The sequence below is a fragment of the Neorhizobium sp. CSC1952 genome (assembly GCF_030378245.1).
Classification (GTDB): Bacteria; Pseudomonadota; Alphaproteobacteria; order Rhizobiales; family Rhizobiaceae; genus Neorhizobium; species Neorhizobium oryzae_A.
The window spans coordinates 1,905,655-1,927,563 of sequence record NZ_CP128416.1 but is presented as its reverse complement, the minus strand read 5'-3'; the positions used below and the strand labels follow the sequence as shown (position 1 = coordinate 1,927,563).

Below are 21,909 nucleotides of genomic sequence, written 5' to 3'. Positions count from 1 at the left end.
ACATTCTCCTTACAAAACAATACATGGAGGAGACGGTGCCAAACCGCCATGTCCCGCTGGAGAGCAGATCGCGTCAAATAAACGTGATACCGACATGGTCTTCTCGCGGAAGCGCTCCCTTGCCGTCATCGTCGGGGCCCCTAGTTGAGAATTGTTTGGCTTGAAAGGGCTGATTTGTGACAAGGCGTGAGACAGCTCCGCGATCGGCGCCGAAGACCGAGGGACGGGCCCTTTGGTTCGAGGAGGCAGGCCGCTGCACGCTTCGCCGCGAGCCGCTGCCGCCGGGATGCGAGGGCGAGGTTCTGGTTCGCACGCTGTTCAGCGGCATCAGCCGCGGCACAGAATCTCTCGTTTTCGGCGGCCGCGTGCCGGAAAGCGAATACGAGCGCATGCGCGCGCCGCACCAGAGCGGGCAGTTCCCGTTTCCCGTGAAATACGGCTATGCCGCCGTCGGCATGGTCGAGGAGGGGCCGCAACACCTTGCCGGCAGGGCGGTCTTCTGCCTCTATCCCCATCAGGACCGCTTTCGCGTGCCGGCTTGTGCGGTACATCCGTTACCCGATGCTCTTCCGCCGCACCGTGCGGTTCTGGCCGCAAACATGGAGACCGCGCTCAATATCACCTGGGACGCCGGCATCCAGCCGGGCGACCGGGTGGCTGTTTTCGGCGCGGGCGTGGTCGGGCTCCTCGTTGCTTATCTGGCCTCGCGCGTCATCGGCACGGAAGTCGTCATTTCCGATATCGAACCTGAACGCGCCGATACGGCTCAGGCTCTCGGCCTTCGTTTCACCTCCCCTAAAGCCGTGCCGGATGAATGCGACGTGCTGATCAACGCCTCCGCCTCTTGCGAAGCGCTCGCAACCGCGCTCGATCGCGCCGGCTTCGAGGCACGCGTCGTCGAGGCGAGCTGGTATGGCGAAAGATTTGCGGAAATCCCGCTCGGCGGCGCCTTCCACGCCAAGCGGCTTTCGATCGTCAGTTCGCAGGTCGCCGCGCTGCCGCCGGGGCGGCGCGCCCGCTGGGATCCGCACCGCCGCATGGCAAAAGCGCTCGGGCTTCTTGCCGACGAGAGGCTGGACCGGCTGATTTCGGGCGAGACCCCGTTCGAAACCATAACCGCCGACTATGCCGATATCATCGGCTCGGGCACCACGCTCTGTCATCGTATCCGCTATTGAGGAATCTCCGCATGTTCGCCGTCGAAGTCCGCGATCACATCATGATCGCGCATAGTCTCCCCCGCCCCGTTTTCGGCCCCGCCCAGGGTCTGCATGGGGCGACCTTCGTGGTCGACGCGGCCTTCTTCACCACCGATCTCGACGACGACGGCCTGGCGGTCGATATCGGGCTCGCGACGGAGATACTCAAGGAAGTGCTGGCTCCGCTGAATTACCAGAACCTTGATGCGCTCGATATCTTCGCCGGCAGGGTGACGACGACGGAATTCCTTTCCAGGCATATCTTCGACGGGATCGCCGAGGCGATCGGCAATGGGCGGTTGGGCGAAGGCGGCAAGCGCATCCGCAAGCTCCGGGTCACGCTGCATGAATCCCACGCAGCGCGCGGCTGGTACGAGGCCGAGTTATGAGCCGCAATCTCGTTTTCGCCTATCCCGGCGACATCGAAACCCGCACCGGCGGCTATGGTTACGACCGGCGTGTGATCACGATACTCGGCGATCTCGGCTGGGCTGTCGAGTTGATTTCGCTCGGCGAAGGCTTTCCCAATCCCAGCGCCGCGCAACTCGAAGCCGCGGGGCGCAGGCTTTCGGAGCTGGACGACGGCGCTCTCGTGCTGGTGGATGGCCTTGCCTTCGGCGTCATGGACGAATGGGCGCGCCACGAAGCCAAGCGTCTGAAGATCGTGGCATTGGTACATCACCCGCTGGCCCTGGAAACCGGGATTGACGAAGACCGGAAAAGGGCGGTTTTCGCGAGTGAAAAGGCCGCACTGGCGCAAACACGCGGCGTCATCGTGACCTCGCAGACGACGGCTGCCGAGCTTGCCGCCCACTACGCGGTGCCGGGGGAAAGGATCGTCGTTGCCATTCCCGGCATGGATCCCGCGCCCCTGGCGGCCGGTGGCAACGATCCGCCGCTCATCCTCAGCATCGGCACCCTGACCCGCCGCAAGGGCCATGACGTGCTGATCGCGGCGCTCGGAAGGCTGCGCGATCTTTCCTGGACCTGTCGAATCGTCGGCAGCAGGATCCTCGACCCCGGTGTCGCGTCTGAACTCGAACGACAGGCGGCACAATCCGGGCTCGGCGACCGCATCGACCTCGCCGGCCAGATCGACGACACGCGAACCGAATATGCCAGGGCCGACATCTTCGCACTCGCCAGTCGCTACGAGGGCTACGGCATGGTGTTCGCCGAGGCACTTGCCCAGGGTCTGCCGATCGTCGGCTGCGCGACCGGCGCCGTGCCGGATGTCGTGCCGGAAAATGCCGGCCTCCTCGTCCCGCCGGATGATCCGGAGGCGTTTGCCGCCGCGCTGCGCCGGCTGCTGGAGGAGCCCGAGACCCGCATCGCCATGGCGGATGCCGCGGCGATCGCCGGCGCAAAATTGCCGTCCTGGCGGGATACGGCCATGATCATCTCCGATTCTCTGGAGGCGGTATCATGAGCGGCTTCGACAGGACCTGGCTGGCATTGCGGGAACCGGTAGATGCCCGCTCCCGCGACAAGGCTTTGCTGGCCGGCGCGACCGAAGCCATCGGAAATGCGTCGAGAAGGACCGTCCTCGACATCGGTTGCGGCACCGGCTCGACCTTCCGTGCGCTCTCGCCGGAAGTCGGCAAGGATGTCCGCTGGCGGCTCTTCGATCGCGACCCGCATCTGCTTGACGAAGCGGGGCGACGCCATGGCCATGAGCTGGAACTCATTCAGGGCGATCTGAACGACATCGAGGCTCTGCCCCTGACCGATGTAGGCTTTGTGACGGCTTCGGCGCTTTTCGATCTCTGTTCGAAGGAATTCGTCCATCGTTTCGTCGATCGCATTGCCGAGGCCGGTATCAGCCTTTATGCTGCGCTGAGCTATGATGGCCAGATGCGCTGGTCCAAGCCTCACCCGCTCGATGAGGTGATCACCGCGATCTTCAACGCGCATCAACTGAGTGACAAGGGTTTTGGCGTGGCGCTCGGCCCGGCGGCATGGGAATTTCTGGCGGACCGGCTCAGGGAGAACGGCTATGCGGTGCGGATCGCCGGAAGTCCCTGGATCATGACGGCCGCCGAGGCGGATCTGCAGCGGCTGTTTCTCGCCGGCGTCATGCGAGCGGTTTTCGAATACGGGGAGCTCGATGAAGCCGAGATCGGCGAGTGGGCCGATTTCAGGCACCGGATGATCGATCGGGAAGGCAGCCTATGCCATGTCGGCCATCAGGACGTTCTGGCGCTCCGGTGAGGCGGCCTTCCGTTGCGCTTCGGCGCGCAGATTGCAGTCGAAGACGATATCGGTGCCCAGATTGTAAACCTGAACCTCGGGCCTGCGGGCTTCGGACAGCCGATCGATCGGCGAAAGCCGGATCCCGGCCGGACCGGAACCGATGATGATCGGCGCAACCGAGACATGCAGCCTGTCGATCATGTCCGCATCGACGAAACGGGAGATCGTGTTCGCGCCGCCCTCGACGAGAACAGTGGCCAGGCCGCGTTCGGCAAGAGCATCGAGGATGTCGCGCGGCGCCAATCCGCCATCCGTCTGACGCGGCAGCCGCACGATTTCGTGCCTGCCGCTTCGGGTCGGCGCGTCCTCCGCCTGCAGGAGCAGCACGGGCATGCCTCCGTCGTGCAGCATCTTCGCCCGTTCCGGCATGCGGCCGTTGCAGTCCACCACGACACGGATCGGGCTTTTGCCGCTGACGGCGCGCACGGAAAGGCTCGGATCGTCGGCAACGACGGTGCCGACGCCGACGATCACCGCATCCACAAGGGCGCGGCATCGGTGCAGATGGACAATGCCGTCGCAACCCGAAACGTCCTGGGCGTCGCCGCTGGGCGTCGCCACACGGCCATCCAGCGATTGACCGACCTGCGCCAGGACGAACGGGGCGCTGCGGGATGCGACCGGCCTGTAGAGCGACAAGCAGGAGGCCTCCGTCTCGGCCGACAGCGCGACCGGACGGACCGAGCCCTCGCGAAGCGAAAGCAGATGCTCCCACAGATCCTCGGTCATATTGACTGATTGCATCTCCCGCCTCGTCTTCCGGCCGATTGATGAGAATGCCGGCCTGAGCCAAAGGTTCCTTGCCTGCGTACTCATATAGAGCTGTAATACGTGCGGAAAATTTCACCAGATCAACAATCCGTCAACGGGATGCCGGACACCGGGTCCTGAAAGATGCCTGGCGGACCGCCATACCTGGAGGAGGCCGGCTTGAGAAAAGAAGCAATGCATTTGCCGGAGAGGGTGGGCCGAACTCACGATAGGCTTGCCCATCCGCATTTCGAGTTGCTACGGTCATCCCCCATGCATACTGTAGCGACCATGCGGTCCATTCTCAGGCATACCCGGGTGTATTCTTCTGTGGAACTGGAAGCGGGATGGCGGAAATGACGGGATCGCCATCCAGTCGTACTCCTGCCGGAGCGCTCCTCCGGATCCTGGTTTTCGCAACCATGACGCTGTCCTTCTTCATCGGACCTGCGATGTCGGAAACGAAAGACAAATTGCTGTTGGATGCTTCCAAGAGGGGTGACGGCAAGGCTGTCGCCTCTCTTCTAAAAGAAGGCGTTGCGATCGATGCCCGTGACGAACGCGGCCAGACCGCGCTTCTGATCGCAACCCGCGCCAATGATATCGAGACAGCGCGGCTTCTCATCGAGGCGGGCGCCGACGTTAACGCAAAGGACGCCATCCGGGACAGCCCCTATCTTTATGCCGGAGCCAGCGGCTATCTCGAAATCCTTCGAATGACATTGTCCCATGGCGCGGATCTTCAGAGCACCAATCGCTTTGGCGGGACGGCGCTCATTCCGGCTTCCGAACGAGGGCATGTCGAGACAGTAGAGACTTTGATCAAGGCCGGCGTGGATGTGGATCACGTCAACGATCTCGGATGGACTGCGCTTCTCGAGGCGATCATCCTGGGCGACGGTGGCGCACGTCAGCTATCGGTCGTAAGGCTTCTTGTCGCTGGCGGAGCGAGGATCGATATTGCTGATAAGGACGGCGTAACTCCGCTGCAACACGCACGGACTCGCGGCTACAAGGACATCGCGGCCGTATTGGAAGCGGCACAGCGATAGCCCGTACGAGCTTGCCACGCCCTGGCTTTCCGCATTTCATCCTCGATCGATATCGGGAAATGACCAATGGCTGGCAATCAAAGCAGCGAGGGCAGCTCGGGACCTGGCAGGTAAGCTGGATTGAAACAGCTGTAACGGGAGAACCTTGGCAGAGGTTCAGATTGGCGGAGAGGGTGGGATTCGAACCCACGATACGGTTGCCCGTATGCCGCATTTCGAGTGCGGTGCTTTCGACCACTCAGCCACCTCTCCACGGAAACTGATGACGCGTTGGTCAGCGCGGCGTTCTCATAACGAGAGTTTGGAGTGGCGAGGTCGTGGCTCTTTCAAGGGCTCAGCCGTGACTAAGCCACCAACGCATCAGCCTTTAGGCGTTCATAGGCCAACTTAATCACCTTGTCGTTGAAAGAATTACGCTTGCCGTCATTCCAATTGCGCATCTCTTCAATGATCTTCTCAACAGGATAGTGCTGCTCCTTATCCGCAAGCCAATGAACCGAAGAAAGCAGCTCAAGTCCGTAGGGGCTTTCATACCCTTGGATTAATTTGCTCAGGCGCTCAATCACGCCGAGATCGGCTGGATCCTTGAGATACTCATCCGCAGCTGCATAGGCCGCTGGAGTGACATGCGATTGTCGATCAGAAGATGTAAAACCGCTTATCATTCCAAGCTTCTCAAACGCAATGAAGGCTTTACGAAGCGACTCTGAATAAGGTCCGTGAAGGTTTCTGGAGAATTGAAGATTGAAAGGCGTTCCAAAGACTTGGAGAAAATAGACTATTTTCTGAAGCGAGATCCGATCAAACCTTCCATCGAAATATCCTTCAAAATCTCCCAGCGTCTTCAAAAGTATTGCGCGCTGGCGATTCATACCCATCTTCACCTGAGCATGTTCGGGCTCGTCCTCGGCGTCCTTCGGCGCAAGCACAACAACTTTCACATCGGTGAGCTCCGCTAAGCGCGACTCGATCAAGGGGCGAACGTCTTTCCAGTCAAGGCCACCATTGCCACAACCAAGTGGCGGCATAGCGATAGACGAAATGCCTCGCTTGCGAATTTCCTCAATGAGAGCATCAAGACCGGCGCTCACATATTCCAGCGTCGATTTAGAGCGCCAATGATTCTTAGTCGGAAAGTTGATGATGTAGCGCGGCCCTTCATCTCTGAAGAGCTTGCCTCGATCAAACACGAACATCCGACCTGGTGTCAGCTCACGTGCGTCACAAACACGCTTATAGGCTTTATAGTTGTCCGGCCAACGACGCTTGAATTCCAGCGCCACACCCTTGCCCATAACACCGACACAGTTGACCGTATTCACAAGCGCTTCAACTGGCTGCGCAAACAAATCGCCCGTTTCGAATATAAGAGTCATCAGAAGTAACACCCACGCTTCGTTATTGTCGGAATATCCCAATGAGAAGCGGCCATCATTTTTGCCACGTTATCACTTATGGCTTCTGATTTGGCAACAATGCAGCATGCCAGATCGAGCGGCACAGCGTCCCTGACTAGAAATTCCGCCATTCTTTTCTGGCTTCGAAGCTGACGCGATGCCGGAGTCGCCATATTGTGAAACCAGGAGCAAACCCCCTGGTATCCAATCTCGGGGATTGCACCCTTATATGGCGCCTCATCGAAAACGTTCCAGTGGACGTGCTCCTCAAGCTTCTGCAAGTCAGTCTCTATCGAAGGCAAGGGCGCTTGTGAATTCAGCGCAAAATCGCTGAAGCAGTAATCCAGTCCGGATGCAGGGAAGATATCGACTGGAGCAACAATGAACACTCGGTCATCGTCTTTTGCCATACCGAGGCTTTCTCCAGACGGAGAGAATGATGGAACGTTTCCTTGGTTTATAGTGAATGTGAAAGAGGTTATGGGAGAAAAATAAAACGGCACATAGTCATTGACGACTCCGCCTGGCAATTCAAACTCAGACGTGCCCCTGCGATTAACGATCGCTTGGTATGAAGCTTGATGGCAAGCCTGCGGATTTTTGTGGTTCTTTGCACGAATTTCCCCATCGTTAAGAAAAGTCGGAATATCCGCAAAGTGAACCTGCCGAAATATAAAACGTTTTGGCAAGGGCTTACTCCATCAATATTTCTTGTAATCAGTCGGCAATTCAGCATCTACATGCAACAACTCCGTTCTGAAACTACCCACCCTCATACGCCCGTCGCAACAACGGCTGCGCCTTCTCGAAGTCCGCCATAGTCCTCAACGTCACCTGCAGATCTCCGGTCCCAAAGTGGCCGACATTGCGCACGTCACGCGTAAATCCATTTTCCAGGTCGACCTGATCCGGATCCAGCTTGAGGAACAGTGTCACCGTTCGCGACTGGGGATAGATCTCCGCGCAGACGAAATTCTTGAGCCGTTTAAAAGCGGTGTAGAGTTTGAGCTCCTTCACCTGGACATCGTCGCCGAGGCCGACAAGGAACTGGTAGACCGCATCGTAGATGTCGCGCAGCTCTGATGACGACTGGGAAAGCCGATAGCTCATGCGCTGGCTGAGATAGGGATCGTTTTCCTGGTCCAACTCAGTTGTTTGCTCCGGCTGGCCGCCGGCCTTGGTTTCCGTCACCGTCTTCGTCAACGCCAACTTGGCCGTCTTCGGCGCATGCACAAGCTCCATCATCAGCAGCGCATCGCCAAACCTCCGATAACGGATAAGTTCGATATTGCGGGCGATCTGCTTAACGGCGTGCTCGTCATAGCGAGTAAAATCACCCGCGATACACAGCAGACGAGGTGCCGACCAATCGACGGCGTTCGCGGCCTCCTGACCGAGCCGCTCCATCACGATCCATTGAAATTCCCTGCGATGATCGAGCAACCAGTCGAGATAGAAGAGACCCTGATTGATGACATTCTCATTCACCGAGCGCTTGTATTCGATGATGACGGGTGAATTGTCCTCATCGAGGCCGAGTGTGTCGATCCGCCCGCCGTGGACGGGGCCTGTCGAATGCTCAGTCGCAACGAAACGGATGCCGAGCAAGGCCTCCAGATTGGTCTCGAACAAGACCTGCAGCGACTTCTCGACCTGAATGGCACTGCCAGGCAGCTCGGTCACCTCGGCACCCCCAACGTGAAACAGTTTGATATCACTCAAGATTCACCCCGAATGTGACCGCAGATTGTGCTCAAATTTCTAATCGCTTTGCAGCCCTTGTCCAGATAATTTGCCGGTGCGCGGCGATTTGGTAGGATCGGCCTGCGGCTGATGTAAGGGATGAGCATACATGACGACGTTGAGCCTGGCGCAGCTGGAAAACCATCTCTGGCGGGCGGCGGATATCCTGCGGGGATCGATCGATTCCGGCGATTACAAGCACTACATTTTCGGTCTTCTGTTCTTCAAGCGCCTCTCGGATGTCTGGGAGGAGGAGTATGAGGAGCGACTGGCGCGCTATCACGATGCCGATCTGGCGGCCGATCCCGATGAACACCGGTTCGATATCCCCAAGGGCCATTTCTGGAAGGATGTGCGCAAGCACACGACCGATATCGGCACCCATCTGAACGCCGCCTTCCGCGCCATTGAAGACGCGAACATGAGGCTGCGCGGCGTCTTCCAGGATGTCGATTTCAACAACAAGGAACGCTTTCCGGATGCCATGCTGGAAAAACTGCTTCAGCATTTCGAGACCTATCGCCTACGGAATTCCGACGTCGAGCCGGATGTGCTGGGCCAGGCCTATGAATATCTGATCGCGCAGTTTGCCGATGATGCCGGCAAGAAGGGCGGCGAGTTCTACACGCCGAAGATGGTCGTGCGGCTGATCGTCGAGTGCCTGAAGCCAGAAGAAGGCATGTCGATCTATGACCCCACCTGCGGCTCGGGCGGCATGCTGCTCGAAGCGGTGCATCATCTGGAGCGGCAGGGCAAGAACCCGAAAAGCCTGTCGCTGTTCGGCCAGGAGCGCAACCTCAATACCTGGGCCATCTGCCAGATGAACCTGTTCCTGCACGATATCGACGATGCGCAAGTGGCGCGCGGAGATACGCTACTGGAGCCGAAGCACCTGACAGGCGACAGCGTGAAGGCCATCCGCACCTTCGACCGGGTGCTGGCCAACCCGCCGTTTTCGCTGAAAAGCTGGGGCCATGATGTCTGGTCGAAGGGCGATGCCTATGGTCGCGACCGCTATGGCTGCCCGCCGAAGTCCTACGGCGACCTCGCCTTCGTGCAGCATATGGTGGCGAGCCTGAAGGAAGACGGCGTCTGTGGCGTGGTGCTGCCGCATGGCGTGCTGTTTCGCGGTGGTGCCGAGGGTAAGATCCGTGAGGGGCTGATCCGGGATGATCTGATCGAGGCGGTGATCGGCCTGGCGCCCAACCTGTTTTATGGCGCGGGCATTCCGGCCTGTATCCTGATACTGTGCAAGAAAAAGCCTGCGGCGCGCAAGGGACAGATCCTGATCGTCAACGGCGCCGAGCAGTTCGTTGAAGGCAAGGCGCAGAACCACCTGTCGGATACCAATGTCGCCACGCTGGCAAAGGCCTATGGCCACTTTGCTGATGCCGAGCGACTGGCGCGGGTGGTGCCGGCAAGCGAGATCGAGGCGAACGATTTCAACCTCAACATCAGCCGCTATGTGCATCTGGGCGAAGAGGCGGCGGAAGTGGATGTGGCTGTCGAGGTGGAAAAGCTGGTCGAGCTTCAGACCGAGCGGGATGCAGCGGAAGCGCGGATGATGGGCTTTCTGCGGGAGCTTGGTTATGTCGCCTGATGGTTGGAATCGCTACAGACTAGGCGACATCTTCACCGTCGCGAGAGGCGGATCACCACGTCCGATTGACGCATATCTTACCGACGATCCCAACGGGATAAACTGGATAAAGATCGGAGATGCGACTGCTAGCGGAAAATTCATTCGCACCACCAAGGAGAGGATTAAGCCAGAGGGGCTGTCCAAGACTAGAAGGGTAATACCTGGGGACTTCATCCTTTCGAATTCTATGAGCTTTGGTCGTCCTTACATCATGGCGATAGACGGCTGCATACACGACGGCTGGCTTCTCCTTCGCCCTAACGATGAAAATAGTATCGATCGCGAATTCTATTTTTACCTGCTGGGCTCGGATATTTTGCAGCAGCTTTTCTCTAGCCAGGCTGCTGGCTCAGCGGTTCGCAATCTGAACATCGATTTGGTCGCAGCAGTCGAAGTGCAGGTTCCCCCACTCCACGAACAGCGCCGCATCGCCGAAATTCTGTCCAGCGTCGATGAGGCCATTGCGGCAACGCGGGCGGTGATCGAACAGACCAGAAAGGTCAAGCAGGGCGTGCTGGAACGCCTGCTGACCAAAGGCATCGGCCACACGCGCTTCAAACAGACGGAGATCGGGGAGATCCCGGAGGGGTGGGAGGTCGTTGAACTGCAAGATGTTGCGTCAGTTCGCACTGGGCTTGCTAAAAACAAGAAGGAGATCCTCGACGCAGTGGACTTACCCTATTTGCGGGTCGCCAACGTGCAGGACGGGTATGTTGATCTTTCCGATCTACAGACCATCTCCGTCAGCCGTGGCCAAATCGAGCGTTACAGCCTTCGGAAGGGCGACGTCCTGATGACTGAGGGCGGTGATTACGATAAACTCGGGAGGGGCGATGTCTGGGACGGCTCAGTCGAGCCGTGCCTGCATCAGAATCATGTATTCGCAGTTCGCGCTGACCAGGAGCGTCTTGTCCCAGAGTTTTTGGCAAACCTCACCGCGTCTCGAAGCGGCAAGGCTTATTTCCAGTCGTGCTCCAAGCGAAGCACCAACCTAGCCTCAATCAATTCGACACAGGTGAAGCAGTTTCCAGTCAGACTACCGGACCTCAGTGAGCAATCCGAAATCGTTAGGATTTCAAAGTCGTTCGATGCAGCGATTTCGGTTGCGACCTCGAGGCTTAGCCAGCAGTTGCAGTTGAAATCCGCCTTGATGTCCGACCTCCTCACCGGTCGCAAGCGCGTCAACAACGCCCTGCCGATTGCTGCGGAGTAAGCGCCCATGAGCTATGGCCCTGAATGGCATTTTGCCGAGCGCCCCACGATCAAGCATCTCAAGGCTATGGGCTATGGCTTCGTGGCGCCGGCGGATCACGCGACCCTTCGCGAAGGCGAAAACCAGGTTCTGTTTCGCCCTCAGCTCATCGACGCGCTGATGCGCATCAACGGGATCGACCGCGCCTCTGCCGAGGCCGCCTATGGGGAACTGGCTGCGATCAGCGACAACGAGGCCTGGCTGAAGGTGCTGCGCGGGGACTATGCCCGCAAGCTGACCGGCCAGGAAACGCGGCAGACGCTGCGGGTGATCGACTTTCTCGAACCCGGCAACAACCAGTTCTCCGTGACGCATCAGCTGCGGGTGAAGGCTGAGAATACGCGCAAGCCCGATGTCGTGATCTATGTGAACGGCATTCCGCTTGTCGTGATCGAGGCGAAAAGCCCCCTGAATGTGAAAGACAAGACCGGCGAGGCCTTCGAGCAGATCCGGCAATATGAGCAGGATATTCCGCGCCTGTTCTTCTCCAATGTCTTCAACATCGTTACCGATGGTGCCCTGGTGCTCTATGGTGCGACCGGCTCCGGTTCCAAATACTATGCCGAATGGCGCGACCCCTGGCCGAAGGTGGAGGGTGATTTTCCCGATACGCTCGCCAAGGGCCTCTGGTGCCTGCTGGAGCCGGGGCGGTTGCTGGACCTGATCGCGCATTATGTCGTGTTCGAAAAAACAGAGACCGGCACGATCAAAAAAATCTGCCGCTACCAGCAGTTTCGCGCCGTCAACCGCATCGTTGAGCGCGTGATAGAGGGCAAGCATCGGCAGGGGCTAATCTGGCACACCCAGGGTAGCGGCAAATCGCTGACCATGGTGTTTGCCGCACTGAAGCTGAAGACGCACCGAACAATTCAATCCGAGGCGCTGACCAATCCGAACATTCTCGTGCTGACCGACCGAGTGGACCTGCATTCCCAGATCTGCGGCACCTTCACCGCCTGCGGCCTGCCAAACCCAACAGCAATCGAGAGCATCAAAGATCTGCATGCGCTGATCCGCAGCGGCAAGGACGGGCACACGGCGCTTTCCACCGTCTTCAAGTTCCAGGGCTCGAAGGAAGCAATTGCAAATTCGCAAAACTGGATCGTGATGGTCGATGAGGCCCACCGCACCCAGGAAAAGGATCTCGGCGCCTATCTGCGCGCCACGCTGCCCAACGCCCGCTTCTTCGGCTTTACCGGCACGCCGGTGAAGAAGGACGACAAGAACACCTACGAGAACTTCGGGGTGCCGGGAGAAGGCTATCTCGACAAATACGGCATCGACGACGCCGTGGCCGATGGCGCGACGGTGCCGATCTATTATACCGGCCGCAAGACCGACTGGCATATCGACGAGGCCAAGATCGACATTCTGTTCGACACCTGGTTTGCCGAGCTGGACGACGACAAGCTGAACGAGATCAAGAAGCGCGGCGTGCAGATCGAGGATCTGGTCAAGCATCCACCCCGCATCGCGCTGATCGCCTACGACATCTGGACCCATTTCAAGCAATATGCCCGGCCTGATGGCTTCAAGGCCCAGATCGTCGCCATCGATCGCGAGGCGGTGATCCTCTACAAGCAGGCGCTGACCAAAGTGATATCAGAGGATCTGCAATCCGAGGGTATGGAGCCCGCCGATGCGCTGGCACGTGCCGACGCCATGTCGGCTTGCGTCTATTCGATCAACCAGGAAGACAGCAAACCGAGCGAGGATCCGCATAAGCAGGCTATCCGCACCGATCTGAAGGCGCATTATCTTGATGCCGAAGCCGAAAAGCTGGCGAAGAAGGCTTTTGGCCGCAAGGGGGAGGCCCCGCAGTTCCTGATCGTCTGCGACAAGCTCTTGACCGGCTTCGACTGCCCGATCGAAAGCGTGATGTATCTCGACAAGCCGCTGAAGGAGCACGGGTTGCTGCAGGCGATCGCCCGCACCAACCGCGTTTCGGATGCCAAGAAGCGCAACGGGCTGATCGTCGATTACATCGGCGTTTCCGGCCATCTGGAGGCAGCGCTCTCCTCCTACCGCGCCGATGACGTGAAGAATGCCATGCGCGACCTGGACGATCTCCGTAATCAGTTCCGGGCCGCGCATTCGGCTGTCGCCGCGTTGATGAAGCCGCTGAAGCGCAAGGCGAGCGACAAGGACGCGCTGAAGGCGGAATATGATGCTTTCGTGAAGCTGCTCGGCACGGAGGACAAGTGGTTCGACTTCAAGGCCAAGGCCCGCAGTTTTATCGCGCTGTATGAGACGTTGAGCCCAGACCCAAGCGTGCTGGAGTTCACCGCTGACTTGAAATGGGTCGCCAACTTCCTGCTCTATGGCACCCAGCACTTCGAGAAGCGCCAGGCCTTCGACCAGATGAACTACAGCGAGAAGATCCGCGAGATGCTGGAAGAGCATCTGGAGGCGACGGGGCTGAGCGTCACCGTGAAGCTGCGCCACATCACCGATCCGGAGTTCTGGGAGGATTTCGATCCCACGGCCAAGACCGAGGAAGATCTGATGACGGCCGCGATCCGCAAGACGACGGAGCTGCGCAAGACCGTGACCGAGCGGATCGATGACAGTCCGCATCAATATGGCAAATTCTCCGAGCGACTGCGCCAGCTCTTGGAAAAGCTCGAAAGCGCGCAGCTCTCCTGGGCGGAAAAGCTGAAGGCAGCCGAAGAGCTGGCGAAGGACATCACCGCCGAAGATGCCGCCCATGTCGAGGCGGGTCTTTCTCCCGGCGCCTATGGCATTCTGCAGATCCTCAACGGCTTCACCTCGGGGCCTGAAGGCGAGGATCTGGCGATCCGGCTGGAGAAACTCTACACCGACCCCGTCACTGCGCCTTTCGGCTGGTGGGAGAAGGATGGCCTGCGCAAGAACCTGCGCCAGCAGGTGCGGTCCATGGCGCATCTGGCGGGCCTCACCCAGCTGAGGGAGATCCCGGAGGAGGTCGAGGCCTACGCGCTCAAGCATTTTGCGAGGCAGTGACATGGCCGTCTATCGCATCGGCAGCCGCGAGATCGAATACACGCTGCGGCGCTCGGCGAAGGCCCGCAGGGCGAGCCTCAGCGTCACGCTGAAATCCTTCGAGCTCCTGGTGCCGGAGAGCGCCACCGACGAGCAGATCCGCGCGGTGCTGGACCGCAGGCGCGCCTGGATCATCGAAAACCTTCAGCATATGGCAGAGCGCGCCAAGGCGCAGACGCGCGTCTACCAGTTCGTGACCGGCGCCAAGATCCCTTATCGTGGCCGCATGACGAGGCTCACCATCGAGCCCTTCGACGGCTCCCTGGTCGAGGTAAGCTTCCGCAACGGATTCCAGATCCGCAAGCCCGCCGACCTGTCGCCGGAAACATCCGACACCATCATCGAAAGCGCTCTCCGGCTCTGGCTGAAGCGCCGCGTGCGCGACGACGCCCGCGATTTTGTCTGTCAGTATGGCGAGCGCCATGGGCTGAAACCGCGCGGCGTGCAGATCAAGGACCAGAAGCACATGTGGGGCAGCTGCGGCCAGGATCGGCAGATCAACCTCAACTGGCACCTGATCTTCGCGCCTAAGCCGGTGCTCGAATACGCCGTCGTCCACGAAATGTGTCATCTGGCGCATCGCAATCATGAGCCGGAGTTCTGGGGCCTGGTGGGGCGCGTGCTGCCGGACTGGCAGGAGCGCAAGGCTTGGCTCGACAAGAACGAGCATATGCTGGGGTGGGAGAAGGTGAGACCGAATCTCGCATTGGAGTAGCTAAACAAATTTAACTTCTAATGTGGATGACGCTATGTTGTTCAACCTAAGGAGAACCACGCGTGTCGGCTCAATACTTCTTCTTCAGAATAGCAATCGTAGCTCTTGTGGCTCTATCCTCGTGCGGTTCGAAAGAAGGCGCACCCACCAAAGAGGAAGCTATCCAAATATTAGGGGACGATTATCGGGGGATCTCCGATTTTGAGTGCGGTCCCGCGACCTGTATCTCGCTTATCATTGCACATACAAATTGAGTGGGCAGACCCAGAAGGTGTCTTTCACAAGGAACGAAGGAAAATGGGTTGCGGTTGGTGTGTTTAAATAGCTGGCTTTCGTTCAGGCATTGGCAGCTGACATGTGTCCTTCAGCCCCATGCTGGCACAAGGATGCGCTTCAGCGGCACCAGCTGCTGTGTCTCCAGATCGAGCTTTTCATATTGTTCAAGCAGGCTCTTCACCAGGTCGTCCAGGTCCATGAGCGCCAGCGGGATATTGGCTCGCTCGGCCTCGTAACGTGCCTCTCGGGTAAAACCGCCGGTGCTGACATATAGACCCTTGTCCTGCGGGTGACGACCACCTAGGAAGCTCCGGACATCAGGCGCGCCCATGGCTCCCTTACGATGCTTCACCTCGACCACGATCCGTGGCGACTCGAAACCGAAACCGTCCGGCGAGGCAACGATATCTTTTCCGCGGTCTTGGCCCACCTCCGAAACACGCGTCTTGTAGCCAAGCGAGCACAACAGGCCGGCAACAAGCTCTTGCATGTCATCCCAGGGGAGCGTGCTGACCTTGTCCTTGATGAACTCGTGCGCGCGGCTTTCCATGGATTTGAAAAGATCTTCCTCTGTGGCTTCCGTCGTCGCAGCAACAGTTTCGGGCCTTGCCGGCTGCCCCGAAACCATCGCCTTCTTGAGCTCCGCAGAAACTTCACTTGAAATCCGGAAGAGAGTAGATATGGCGCCAAGGCTGTTACGGCTCTCGACGGACAGAAGATCACGACTGACCTCGCCCTGCCACCGCACAGGCCGGTATTGCGCGTCCTCAGGATCTACCGAGGTATCATACCGGTAAGGACCGGCGATCTCGCCCAGCAGATAAACACGGCGGGACGGATTGTAGGTGACGACCATGTCACCTACCTCTATCTCATTCACGAAGCGGTGCAACTGTCCTGCAGCCATAGCGTTCGACTGCGGCTTTGTCTCGGGCCAGGACGCATTGACGAGATCTGCGATCGCCTTGCGCGATTTGACGTTGGAAAGATCCCCGACCTCATTCCAGCCGATTGCGACGGCTGATTTGTCCTTGAACGCCTCAAAGAGCCGTCCATCGCGCTCAGCGCGCACCATCCATGCTTTGCCCATGCCCTACCCTTCTTTTCGAAGCTGAACATCGCCGAAGGAAGCGACCACCGCAAGATCATGATGCGGGATGACGTCTTTTGACTCGCAGGCGCTCACAGGCTGGCTCCGTCAAACGCACACGTCGCTTCGCAGCTCCCGGCATGCGGGACGCGCAGGTGAGTCGTCTCAAGCTCCGTGTGGGTATCATTCGCCCTCTGAATAGATTGCGAGTTCAGCAAGTGTCGCCTCATTGCGGCGACGAAGGTTGGCAAGCCATTCGTCAATGGAAATTGCCGCTTTAGCAGCCTTAACAGGTTCAATATAAAGCCCCTCCTTCCCTACCCGAATAGTAGGCTTGGGAATTTCACAATCTGGACAAAGGTTTCTCGCAACAATCCAGGCGCGGCGGAAGGCAGCCGCATAAGCGCGCCAGGTTGCAAGAGTTCGCGCCTCCGAAAACTTCTCCCAACATCCATCCATCGCTGCAATCGTTACTTCGAGAAGGTTGTGCTCATCCATCAAGTGGTTCCCCTGGACGCCTAATGTCTGGAGTTATAGCGTTGGACCGGTGGGACCGCTTCTTGTGACAATCACCAAATGTTACAGAGCCCTTGTTGCCGTTCTTGACAGATAACGCTAGCCCGAGATGAGCGACTAACGACCGCTTAAGGGCCCTAATTGTGCATGCATCTGGCAGAGAGCGGCAGCCTTCGCCATCTTCTCTTGATTGCCGGCATCCGGAACCGGAGCCGCGACAATGAAGCTGACATCGTTCAGTCCACTGCCAGGCTTAGCTGAAACTCGCACTGACATCCCGCTGCCCCAATGGCGCACAAACTCGGATACCTTGTCTCCGAGATCGACATACATCACCCGTTCCCGGCTAACCTTCGTCGAAGAAAGATCCGTGCCAGACATCTTGAGACTGCCGCCGAACGCGGCAACGTCTGCCTTTGTGCGGAGATCTTCATCCTGCGAAGGCCAAACATCGTTGTCGAGTGGCACCGAGATCATGACGTATTGTTTCCCGTCATCTCCGCAGCGAAGCATGAAGGTGCCAGAGCCATCAATCGGTCGATCGTTGACTTTCATGTTCTCAAGATTGCTAGACCAAGTTACCTCAGATGCCTTTGCCTTCACCGACATCTGGTCGGCGCCGATAAATGCATGAACCTGTGAGCTTCCGGCGAACGCCGTGGTGGGAATGATGAGGGCTGCGAGCAGTATGACGGCGACGGATTTCATGAGAACACCAAGGCATGAAGTTTCTGAACGATCGACCGCACAAAAGGGAAGGGTTCCGTCATAACGAACCCGCGTTCTTTCGCCCCGCGCTAACATGCTGATTTTCCAGAATGCCATTTCCGTGGTGCACAGAAATCCCACCGCGCACAAAAAGGTTCCTTTTAATCAATGGCTTGGCGAGTATTCTGCTGGAAATTCCGAACGCCATCGAACGGCACCAGGCAGGAGCAGGATGAGCAATATTGGATATGCTCGTGTCAGCACGACCGAGCAGAACATGGATCTTCAACTTGCGGCACTGAAAGCAGCAGGCTGCGCAAAGATCTTGACCGATGAGGGCTTCTCCGGTGCGAACTTTTCGCGTCCAGGCTTGACCAAAATGCTGCGGGCTCTACGACGTGGCGACACTCTTACTGTCTGGCGTCTGGATCGCCTCGGTCGGTCGCTGTTCGAGCTTTTGAACCTGGTTCGCGACCTCAACGAACGTGGTGTCGAATTTCGCTCGTTGAGCGAGAGTTTAGATACGAGCACCTCAGCCGGACGACTGCTTCTACACATCCTGGCGTCGATGGCTGAGTTCGAACGCTCGCTGATCAGCGAGCGGACGCGGGCGGGCATGGCTGCTGCGCGCGCTCGTGGCACTAGGATCGGAAGACGACCGGCTATGACGTCTGAGCAGCTTGCGGACGCCAAATCCGCGATCGAAGGCAACCGACGCGCCGTTGCGGATGTCGCGGACGAATACAAGATCCATCCGCGCACCCTCGGACGACTGTTAAGAGAACAGCGAGCCAGTCAGATCCAATCAGACTGAAGGCTGCCTGGTGCTCGCCAAAACAGCATGCACCCACCGTCCTCCGATGCGCGGCATGCTTCCATTCTCTCCCGCCAGCTTCCGGTTCATTAAGCGAGCAACGTCGCCGTAAGTGCGCTCCTCGCGAAACCAGGTGAGATATTCATGGCCGCAGATCTTCTTCATGTCGGGATCGTAGCGACGGGGGAAAGGCTCCATATCAGCTTCCAGAAGTTCGCAGACATCCTGCAGCGAAAGCTGAACTTCGTCGCGGACGCCCACGCCGGAAGCGTCCTTATTGTCCACGTAGTATTCGAAGCGGTTGCGGAAGAACCGGCGGATATCGATGATGTCCATTCTAAGGAACTCCTTTTGAGGCGGGAAGGAGTGCGCCGAGCAGGCGCGCTCCAACCTGTTAAGTGTGCGTGTGAACGGCTCGCCGGAGGAGTATCCTGTTCCTGTAATCAGTCCCTATGTTACTTCCTCTTTCAAAAGAGAGGTATAACATAGGGAGTGATTACATCCCCGGCGAGGGATATTTAATGAAGCTGTTCAGAAGCTCCGGAAGAGGTCTTCTTGTTGCTGCGGAAGCTCTTAGTGTTCCGGCGGATCCGTTCCCTGCTCTCCGTCAGGACAGGAGATGCTGACCCCTTCCTGCGGATGGTGATTTCGATCGCCTCGGCAGCCGCCTGCTTGCAACGAGCCGCCAGGACGCAGGTGTCGCAAGGTGCGCGACTTTCGTTGATCGTCTCCGCGACAGCAAAACAGCTGGGGAGGAGATCGGCCTCATCGAGCTTGGTAATGGGCTGAATTTCCCATGCACGGTCCTCGGCAATCGCCTTGGCGCGCTGCTCGACTTCGATACGGTCCGCATCAGCAGGTGCTAATGAAAGGGCCTGGTCCAGAGTAAGATGACGCTTAACAAGCACGCGGTCGGCAATCTGTTCAGCAAGCATCCGGTTCTCATGCCGCATCTCCGACAACATCAGAGTGCGGAAATGCCTCTGAGGCGGCAAGTCGAGGTCATTCTCCATCCGATAGTGAGGCATTTCGCCCACCCGCTTCATGCAGATCGGCAGCAGATCCTCAACCCTTTCGAGGAACACAGCCCACCAGGCCTCGGCGTTCCTCTCCGACGCGTGTAACTGCTGCGGGAGCATATTCCAATAGCGCTTCCGCCGAGAGGAGAAGTCGAAGCTGAAGTCGATTAGAAGATCGTAGGGAACGAAGATGGCATCAGTGCGAGCCCGCGCCCGCCACAGGCCAGTGAACCACGCAGCACGAACTGCCGGTAATCCCTCCTTGATGCCAGTGATCTCCCCCGCGCGCTCCGCGTCAAAGTGCTTTCGCATATGGCTCCGAAGTCCGGCAATGTAGTGCTGGCCAAAGAGCAGAGTGGCATCCAGGGGTGACATGAAGCGATAGTCGAACCACCGCGTCATCATCAACTGGCTCTCATCCAGCCAATCGTTCGGATGCAGAATGGACCGCATTCGCACTACATCATCGATACGCTTATTGAGCTTTGCCTGATCCATGGGCATGGGTTCTCCTTCGGACGATAATCGTCCGTCAAACTGCTGTTAGATGAGGGCGAGCGCTTGCCTATCTACTGTATAGCGACATCACGATCGGAGCGCATAAGGTCGCGGAAGAAATGTTTTGATCCCGGTAGGACGCCTTTGACTCGAGGATTCGCGCTGCTTCGCTCCGTCGAGGGTAGATGCAGAAATGACAGCATCCGCTTCCTGGCGCTCGCCTGTGCGCTTCCCTGTCGATTTCCAACATGGGAGGTTCCAGATGCCGGACGCTTCCGGGCACTGAATCAATCCCCATCATGCTCCTTGCATTGTTCTAAGACTTCGATGTCTGGCACCGACATCAGCATGCGCGTGATGATGAGGTTGGACTTACATGAGGAGGACAGGCGGCACCGAGAGGCGGCGCACGAAACGAAGTCGCGCTGCAGGTCCGCTATTCACCGGCTGCGAACACTATCGCTATCGATGGATGCGGCGTCGATGACGGGAGGTTCCTCTATCGGAATATGCGCGCCACTTGGCAGGTAGATTGATCAACGTTCAGCCTTGGTGGATCCTGCGTGGAAACGTTTTCGCCACTGAGGATTAAGGCGATCCGCGTCAAGCCCAGACGAGTTTGCCACGCTCACCTGCAGTTCGACCCGTCTGCTGTGCTGAAGCTGGACGCAGCTCCGACGATGACGCACGCTCTACAACCTGAAGACGCTTTATAACCTTGACAGATCGGCCAAAAACGCGATTTCGGAGGGGTTTTGTCAAGGCCGCGTAAACGAAATGCAAGGTTTAGGCTTAAATCCGCAACGATTTCGCATTTTGAGCAGGTGACTTTGCAACCAGGAGGCGGTTATATCTTGACGGAAGCAAGGCTCGCAAGGCTTCCGTCAAGGTTCGTCAAGTCGTCTGTCAAGGCAGGTTGCGCGGTGATCGATCCTAACCAAGCCTGGCAACGAGATCGTCGACGCTTAGATGCGTATACCTTTTCAACATACGCAGTTCGCGATGCCCTGAGATGCTGCTGACCTCGATCATGTTCAAACCGCGTTCGAATAGACGGCTAACGCCCTCGTGACGCAAATCGTGAAACCTCAACCCGGTGACACCGGCACGCTTGAGGAGCCGATACCAAGCTTGTTCCAACGCGCCGGCGGTCATAGGAAAGATGGTAGATTGATCTACGTCAGCACGAGACTTCCAATCCGCCAGCGCATCGAAAGCACGCTGAGACAGCGGCACCTCGCGACTGGTCCCGTTCTTGGTCATTGCCAACCTGATTACTCGGCGATTGTGGGATACGTCTGACCACCTGAGCCCCAGGAGCTCTCCTCGGCGCATCCCGGTCTCGATTGCGACGATCAGCAACGTGCGAAAGTAAGGTATTTTGCCACCGTCGCAACCATCGAGAAGGCGCTGTTCCTCATCGCCGGTCAAACGCCGGCTGCGTTCGTTCTGAATAACCGGGCGCCGCACCATCTTCACGACGTTCTTCGCAAGCGGCAATCCCCAATCGCGGATCGACACTTCGATAACGTGGCTGAGAATCGCAAGCTCACGGACGACGGTAGAAGAAGCTACCGACTGGAGGCGCTCATCTCGGAACGACGCAATGTCCTGCTGGCTCAGCCCGATCATCGTCCGGTAAGCAAGTTCATGACGGCGGAGCACCTCAATTCGCTGGATCTCCTGCACCGAGCCACGCTTGTTTGGCGACACTTCGCGCTGATAGCGCTCCAAGAGTTGATCGAGCGTCGTGCTCTCCAGGATCTTTGTATCTGGCGCGGCGCCAAACCGATCGACTTGGGCTTCCAGATCGCGCGCCCACTTCTCGGCTTCGAGCTTGCTGTCGAAGGACTTGCAGCGGGGCTTCATCCCTCGCCGGCGCACCTGCGCTTGCCAGCGCCCTCTGAGCTTTCTAATTGTTGCCATGTGATCTCCAATCGATATTGAAGATCACGCGTAGGATG

Annotated in this window: 20 protein-coding genes and 1 tRNA gene; 10 read left to right on the top strand and 11 right to left on the bottom strand. The window is 58.2% G+C overall.

Translation table 11 applies throughout. The features are described from left to right. The first annotated feature begins 176 nt into the window (after nucleotides 1–176). Genes QTA58_RS09650 through QTA58_RS09635 form a run of 4 tightly spaced genes read left to right on the top strand, consistent with a single transcriptional unit; the run spans nucleotide 177 to nucleotide 3,410 of the window. A complete protein-coding gene (locus QTA58_RS09650) occupies nucleotides 177–1,178 on the top strand; it encodes a zinc-binding alcohol dehydrogenase (protein WP_289672599.1) in 1,002 nt (333 codons plus the stop codon). Between the two features lie 11 nt (nucleotides 1,179–1,189). Beyond that, nucleotides 1,190–1,588 carry a 6-carboxytetrahydropterin synthase gene (locus QTA58_RS09645; protein WP_289672598.1) on the top strand — a complete coding sequence of 133 codons (399 nt, stop codon included), beginning with the start codon at nucleotides 1,190–1,192 and terminating at the stop codon, nucleotides 1,586–1,588. Further along, nucleotides 1,585–2,628, top strand: coding sequence for a glycosyltransferase family 4 protein (locus QTA58_RS09640; protein ID WP_289672597.1), 1,044 nt, complete (start codon nucleotides 1,585–1,587; stop codon nucleotides 2,626–2,628). Before QTA58_RS09645 ends, QTA58_RS09640 begins: the two co-directional genes overlap by 4 nt. Then, nucleotides 2,625–3,410, top strand: coding sequence for a class I SAM-dependent methyltransferase (locus QTA58_RS09635; RefSeq protein WP_289672596.1), 786 nt, complete (start codon nucleotides 2,625–2,627; stop codon nucleotides 3,408–3,410). The genes QTA58_RS09640 and QTA58_RS09635 overlap by 4 nt, the downstream gene beginning before the upstream one ends. Here QTA58_RS09635 and QTA58_RS09630 read toward each other — a convergent pair. Beyond that, complete coding sequence (locus QTA58_RS09630) at nucleotides 3,369–4,196, bottom strand: RibD family protein (protein WP_289672595.1); 828 nt, start codon at nucleotides 4,194–4,196, stop codon at nucleotides 3,369–3,371. The two genes, QTA58_RS09635 and QTA58_RS09630, sit on opposite strands and share 42 nt — an antisense overlap. Before the next feature lie 458 nt (nucleotides 4,197–4,654). Between QTA58_RS09630 and QTA58_RS09625 the strand changes: the two genes are divergently transcribed. Next, nucleotides 4,655–5,254, top strand: coding sequence for an ankyrin repeat domain-containing protein (locus QTA58_RS09625; protein WP_289673084.1), 600 nt, complete (start codon nucleotides 4,655–4,657; stop codon nucleotides 5,252–5,254). A gap of 162 nt (nucleotides 5,255–5,416) precedes the next feature. Here the strand turns inward: QTA58_RS09625 and QTA58_RS09620 are convergent. The 4 genes from QTA58_RS09620 to QTA58_RS09605 form a co-directional block, all read right to left on the bottom strand. Continuing rightward, a tRNA-Ser gene (locus tag QTA58_RS09620) sits at nucleotides 5,417–5,506 on the bottom strand. A 92-nt stretch (nucleotides 5,507–5,598) separates the two neighbouring features. Beyond that, nucleotides 5,599–6,630, bottom strand: a complete 1,032-nt coding sequence (locus QTA58_RS09615; RefSeq protein WP_289672594.1) for a macro domain-containing protein — start codon at nucleotides 6,628–6,630, stop codon at nucleotides 5,599–5,601. Next, nucleotides 6,630–7,340: a DarT ssDNA thymidine ADP-ribosyltransferase family protein gene (locus QTA58_RS09610; RefSeq protein ID WP_289672593.1), complete on the bottom strand. Its 711-nt coding sequence runs from the start codon at nucleotides 7,338–7,340 to the stop codon at nucleotides 6,630–6,632. The genes QTA58_RS09615 and QTA58_RS09610 overlap by 1 nt, the downstream gene beginning before the upstream one ends. Before the next feature lie 73 nt (nucleotides 7,341–7,413). Continuing rightward, nucleotides 7,414–8,373, bottom strand: a complete 960-nt coding sequence (locus QTA58_RS09605) for a DUF5655 domain-containing protein (RefSeq protein WP_289672592.1) — start codon at nucleotides 8,371–8,373, stop codon at nucleotides 7,414–7,416. A 130-nt stretch (nucleotides 8,374–8,503) separates the two neighbouring features. On the opposite strand from QTA58_RS09605, the gene QTA58_RS09600 reads away from it, so the two are divergent. From QTA58_RS09600 to QTA58_RS09585, 4 genes are read left to right on the top strand one after another with little or no spacing between them, the layout of a single operon-like run. Continuing rightward, nucleotides 8,504–9,994, top strand: a complete 1,491-nt coding sequence (locus QTA58_RS09600; RefSeq protein WP_289672591.1) for a type I restriction-modification system subunit M — start codon at nucleotides 8,504–8,506, stop codon at nucleotides 9,992–9,994. Next, entirely contained in the window at nucleotides 9,984–11,249 is a 1,266-nt protein-coding gene (locus QTA58_RS09595) for a restriction endonuclease subunit S (RefSeq protein ID WP_289672590.1), read from the top strand. The genes QTA58_RS09600 and QTA58_RS09595 overlap by 11 nt, the downstream gene beginning before the upstream one ends. Nucleotides 11,250–11,255: 6 nt before the next feature. Beyond that, nucleotides 11,256–14,270 carry a type I restriction endonuclease subunit R gene (locus QTA58_RS09590; protein WP_289672589.1) on the top strand — a complete coding sequence of 1,005 codons (3,015 nt, stop codon included), beginning with the start codon at nucleotides 11,256–11,258 and terminating at the stop codon, nucleotides 14,268–14,270. 1 nt (nucleotide 14,271) lies between these two features. Next, the gene (locus QTA58_RS09585) at nucleotides 14,272–15,024 is read left to right on the top strand and encodes a SprT family zinc-dependent metalloprotease (RefSeq protein ID WP_289672588.1); all 753 of its coding nucleotides are present in this window, start codon (nucleotides 14,272–14,274) and stop codon (nucleotides 15,022–15,024) included. Nucleotides 15,025–15,388: 364 nt separating this feature from the next. On the opposite strand, the gene QTA58_RS09580 is transcribed toward QTA58_RS09585, so the two are convergent. The 3 genes from QTA58_RS09580 to QTA58_RS09570 all read right to left on the bottom strand — a co-directional run bounded on the left by QTA58_RS09580 (nucleotide 15,389) and on the right by QTA58_RS09570 (nucleotide 17,614). Next, entirely contained in the window at nucleotides 15,389–16,390 is a 1,002-nt protein-coding gene (locus QTA58_RS09580) for a restriction endonuclease (RefSeq protein ID WP_289672587.1), read from the bottom strand. A gap of 183 nt (nucleotides 16,391–16,573) precedes the next feature. Then, nucleotides 16,574–16,888: a hypothetical protein gene (locus tag QTA58_RS09575; RefSeq protein WP_289672586.1), complete on the bottom strand. Its 315-nt coding sequence runs from the start codon at nucleotides 16,886–16,888 to the stop codon at nucleotides 16,574–16,576. Nucleotides 16,889–17,023: 135 nt separating this feature from the next. Next, nucleotides 17,024–17,614: a hypothetical protein gene (locus tag QTA58_RS09570; protein WP_289672585.1), complete on the bottom strand. Its 591-nt coding sequence runs from the start codon at nucleotides 17,612–17,614 to the stop codon at nucleotides 17,024–17,026. A gap of 232 nt (nucleotides 17,615–17,846) precedes the next feature. Here QTA58_RS09570 and QTA58_RS09565 point away from each other — a divergent pair, with 232 nt between their 5' ends. Next, a complete protein-coding gene (locus QTA58_RS09565; protein WP_289673082.1) occupies nucleotides 17,847–18,428 on the top strand; it encodes a recombinase family protein in 582 nt (193 codons plus the stop codon). On the opposite strand, the gene QTA58_RS09560 is transcribed toward QTA58_RS09565, so the two are convergent. The 3 genes from QTA58_RS09560 to QTA58_RS09550 form a co-directional block, all read right to left on the bottom strand. Then, on the bottom strand, nucleotides 18,420–18,764 hold the full coding sequence (locus QTA58_RS09560; RefSeq protein WP_289672584.1) for a hypothetical protein: 345 nt from the start codon (nucleotides 18,762–18,764) through the stop codon (nucleotides 18,420–18,422). The genes QTA58_RS09565 and QTA58_RS09560 overlap by 9 nt on opposite strands. A gap of 182 nt (nucleotides 18,765–18,946) precedes the next feature. Further along, a complete protein-coding gene (locus QTA58_RS09555; protein WP_289672583.1) occupies nucleotides 18,947–19,951 on the bottom strand; it encodes a hypothetical protein in 1,005 nt (334 codons plus the stop codon). A 927-nt stretch (nucleotides 19,952–20,878) separates the two neighbouring features. Continuing rightward, complete coding sequence (locus tag QTA58_RS09550; protein WP_289672582.1) at nucleotides 20,879–21,871, bottom strand: site-specific integrase; 993 nt, start codon at nucleotides 21,869–21,871, stop codon at nucleotides 20,879–20,881. Nucleotides 21,872–21,909 lie beyond the last annotated feature (38 nt).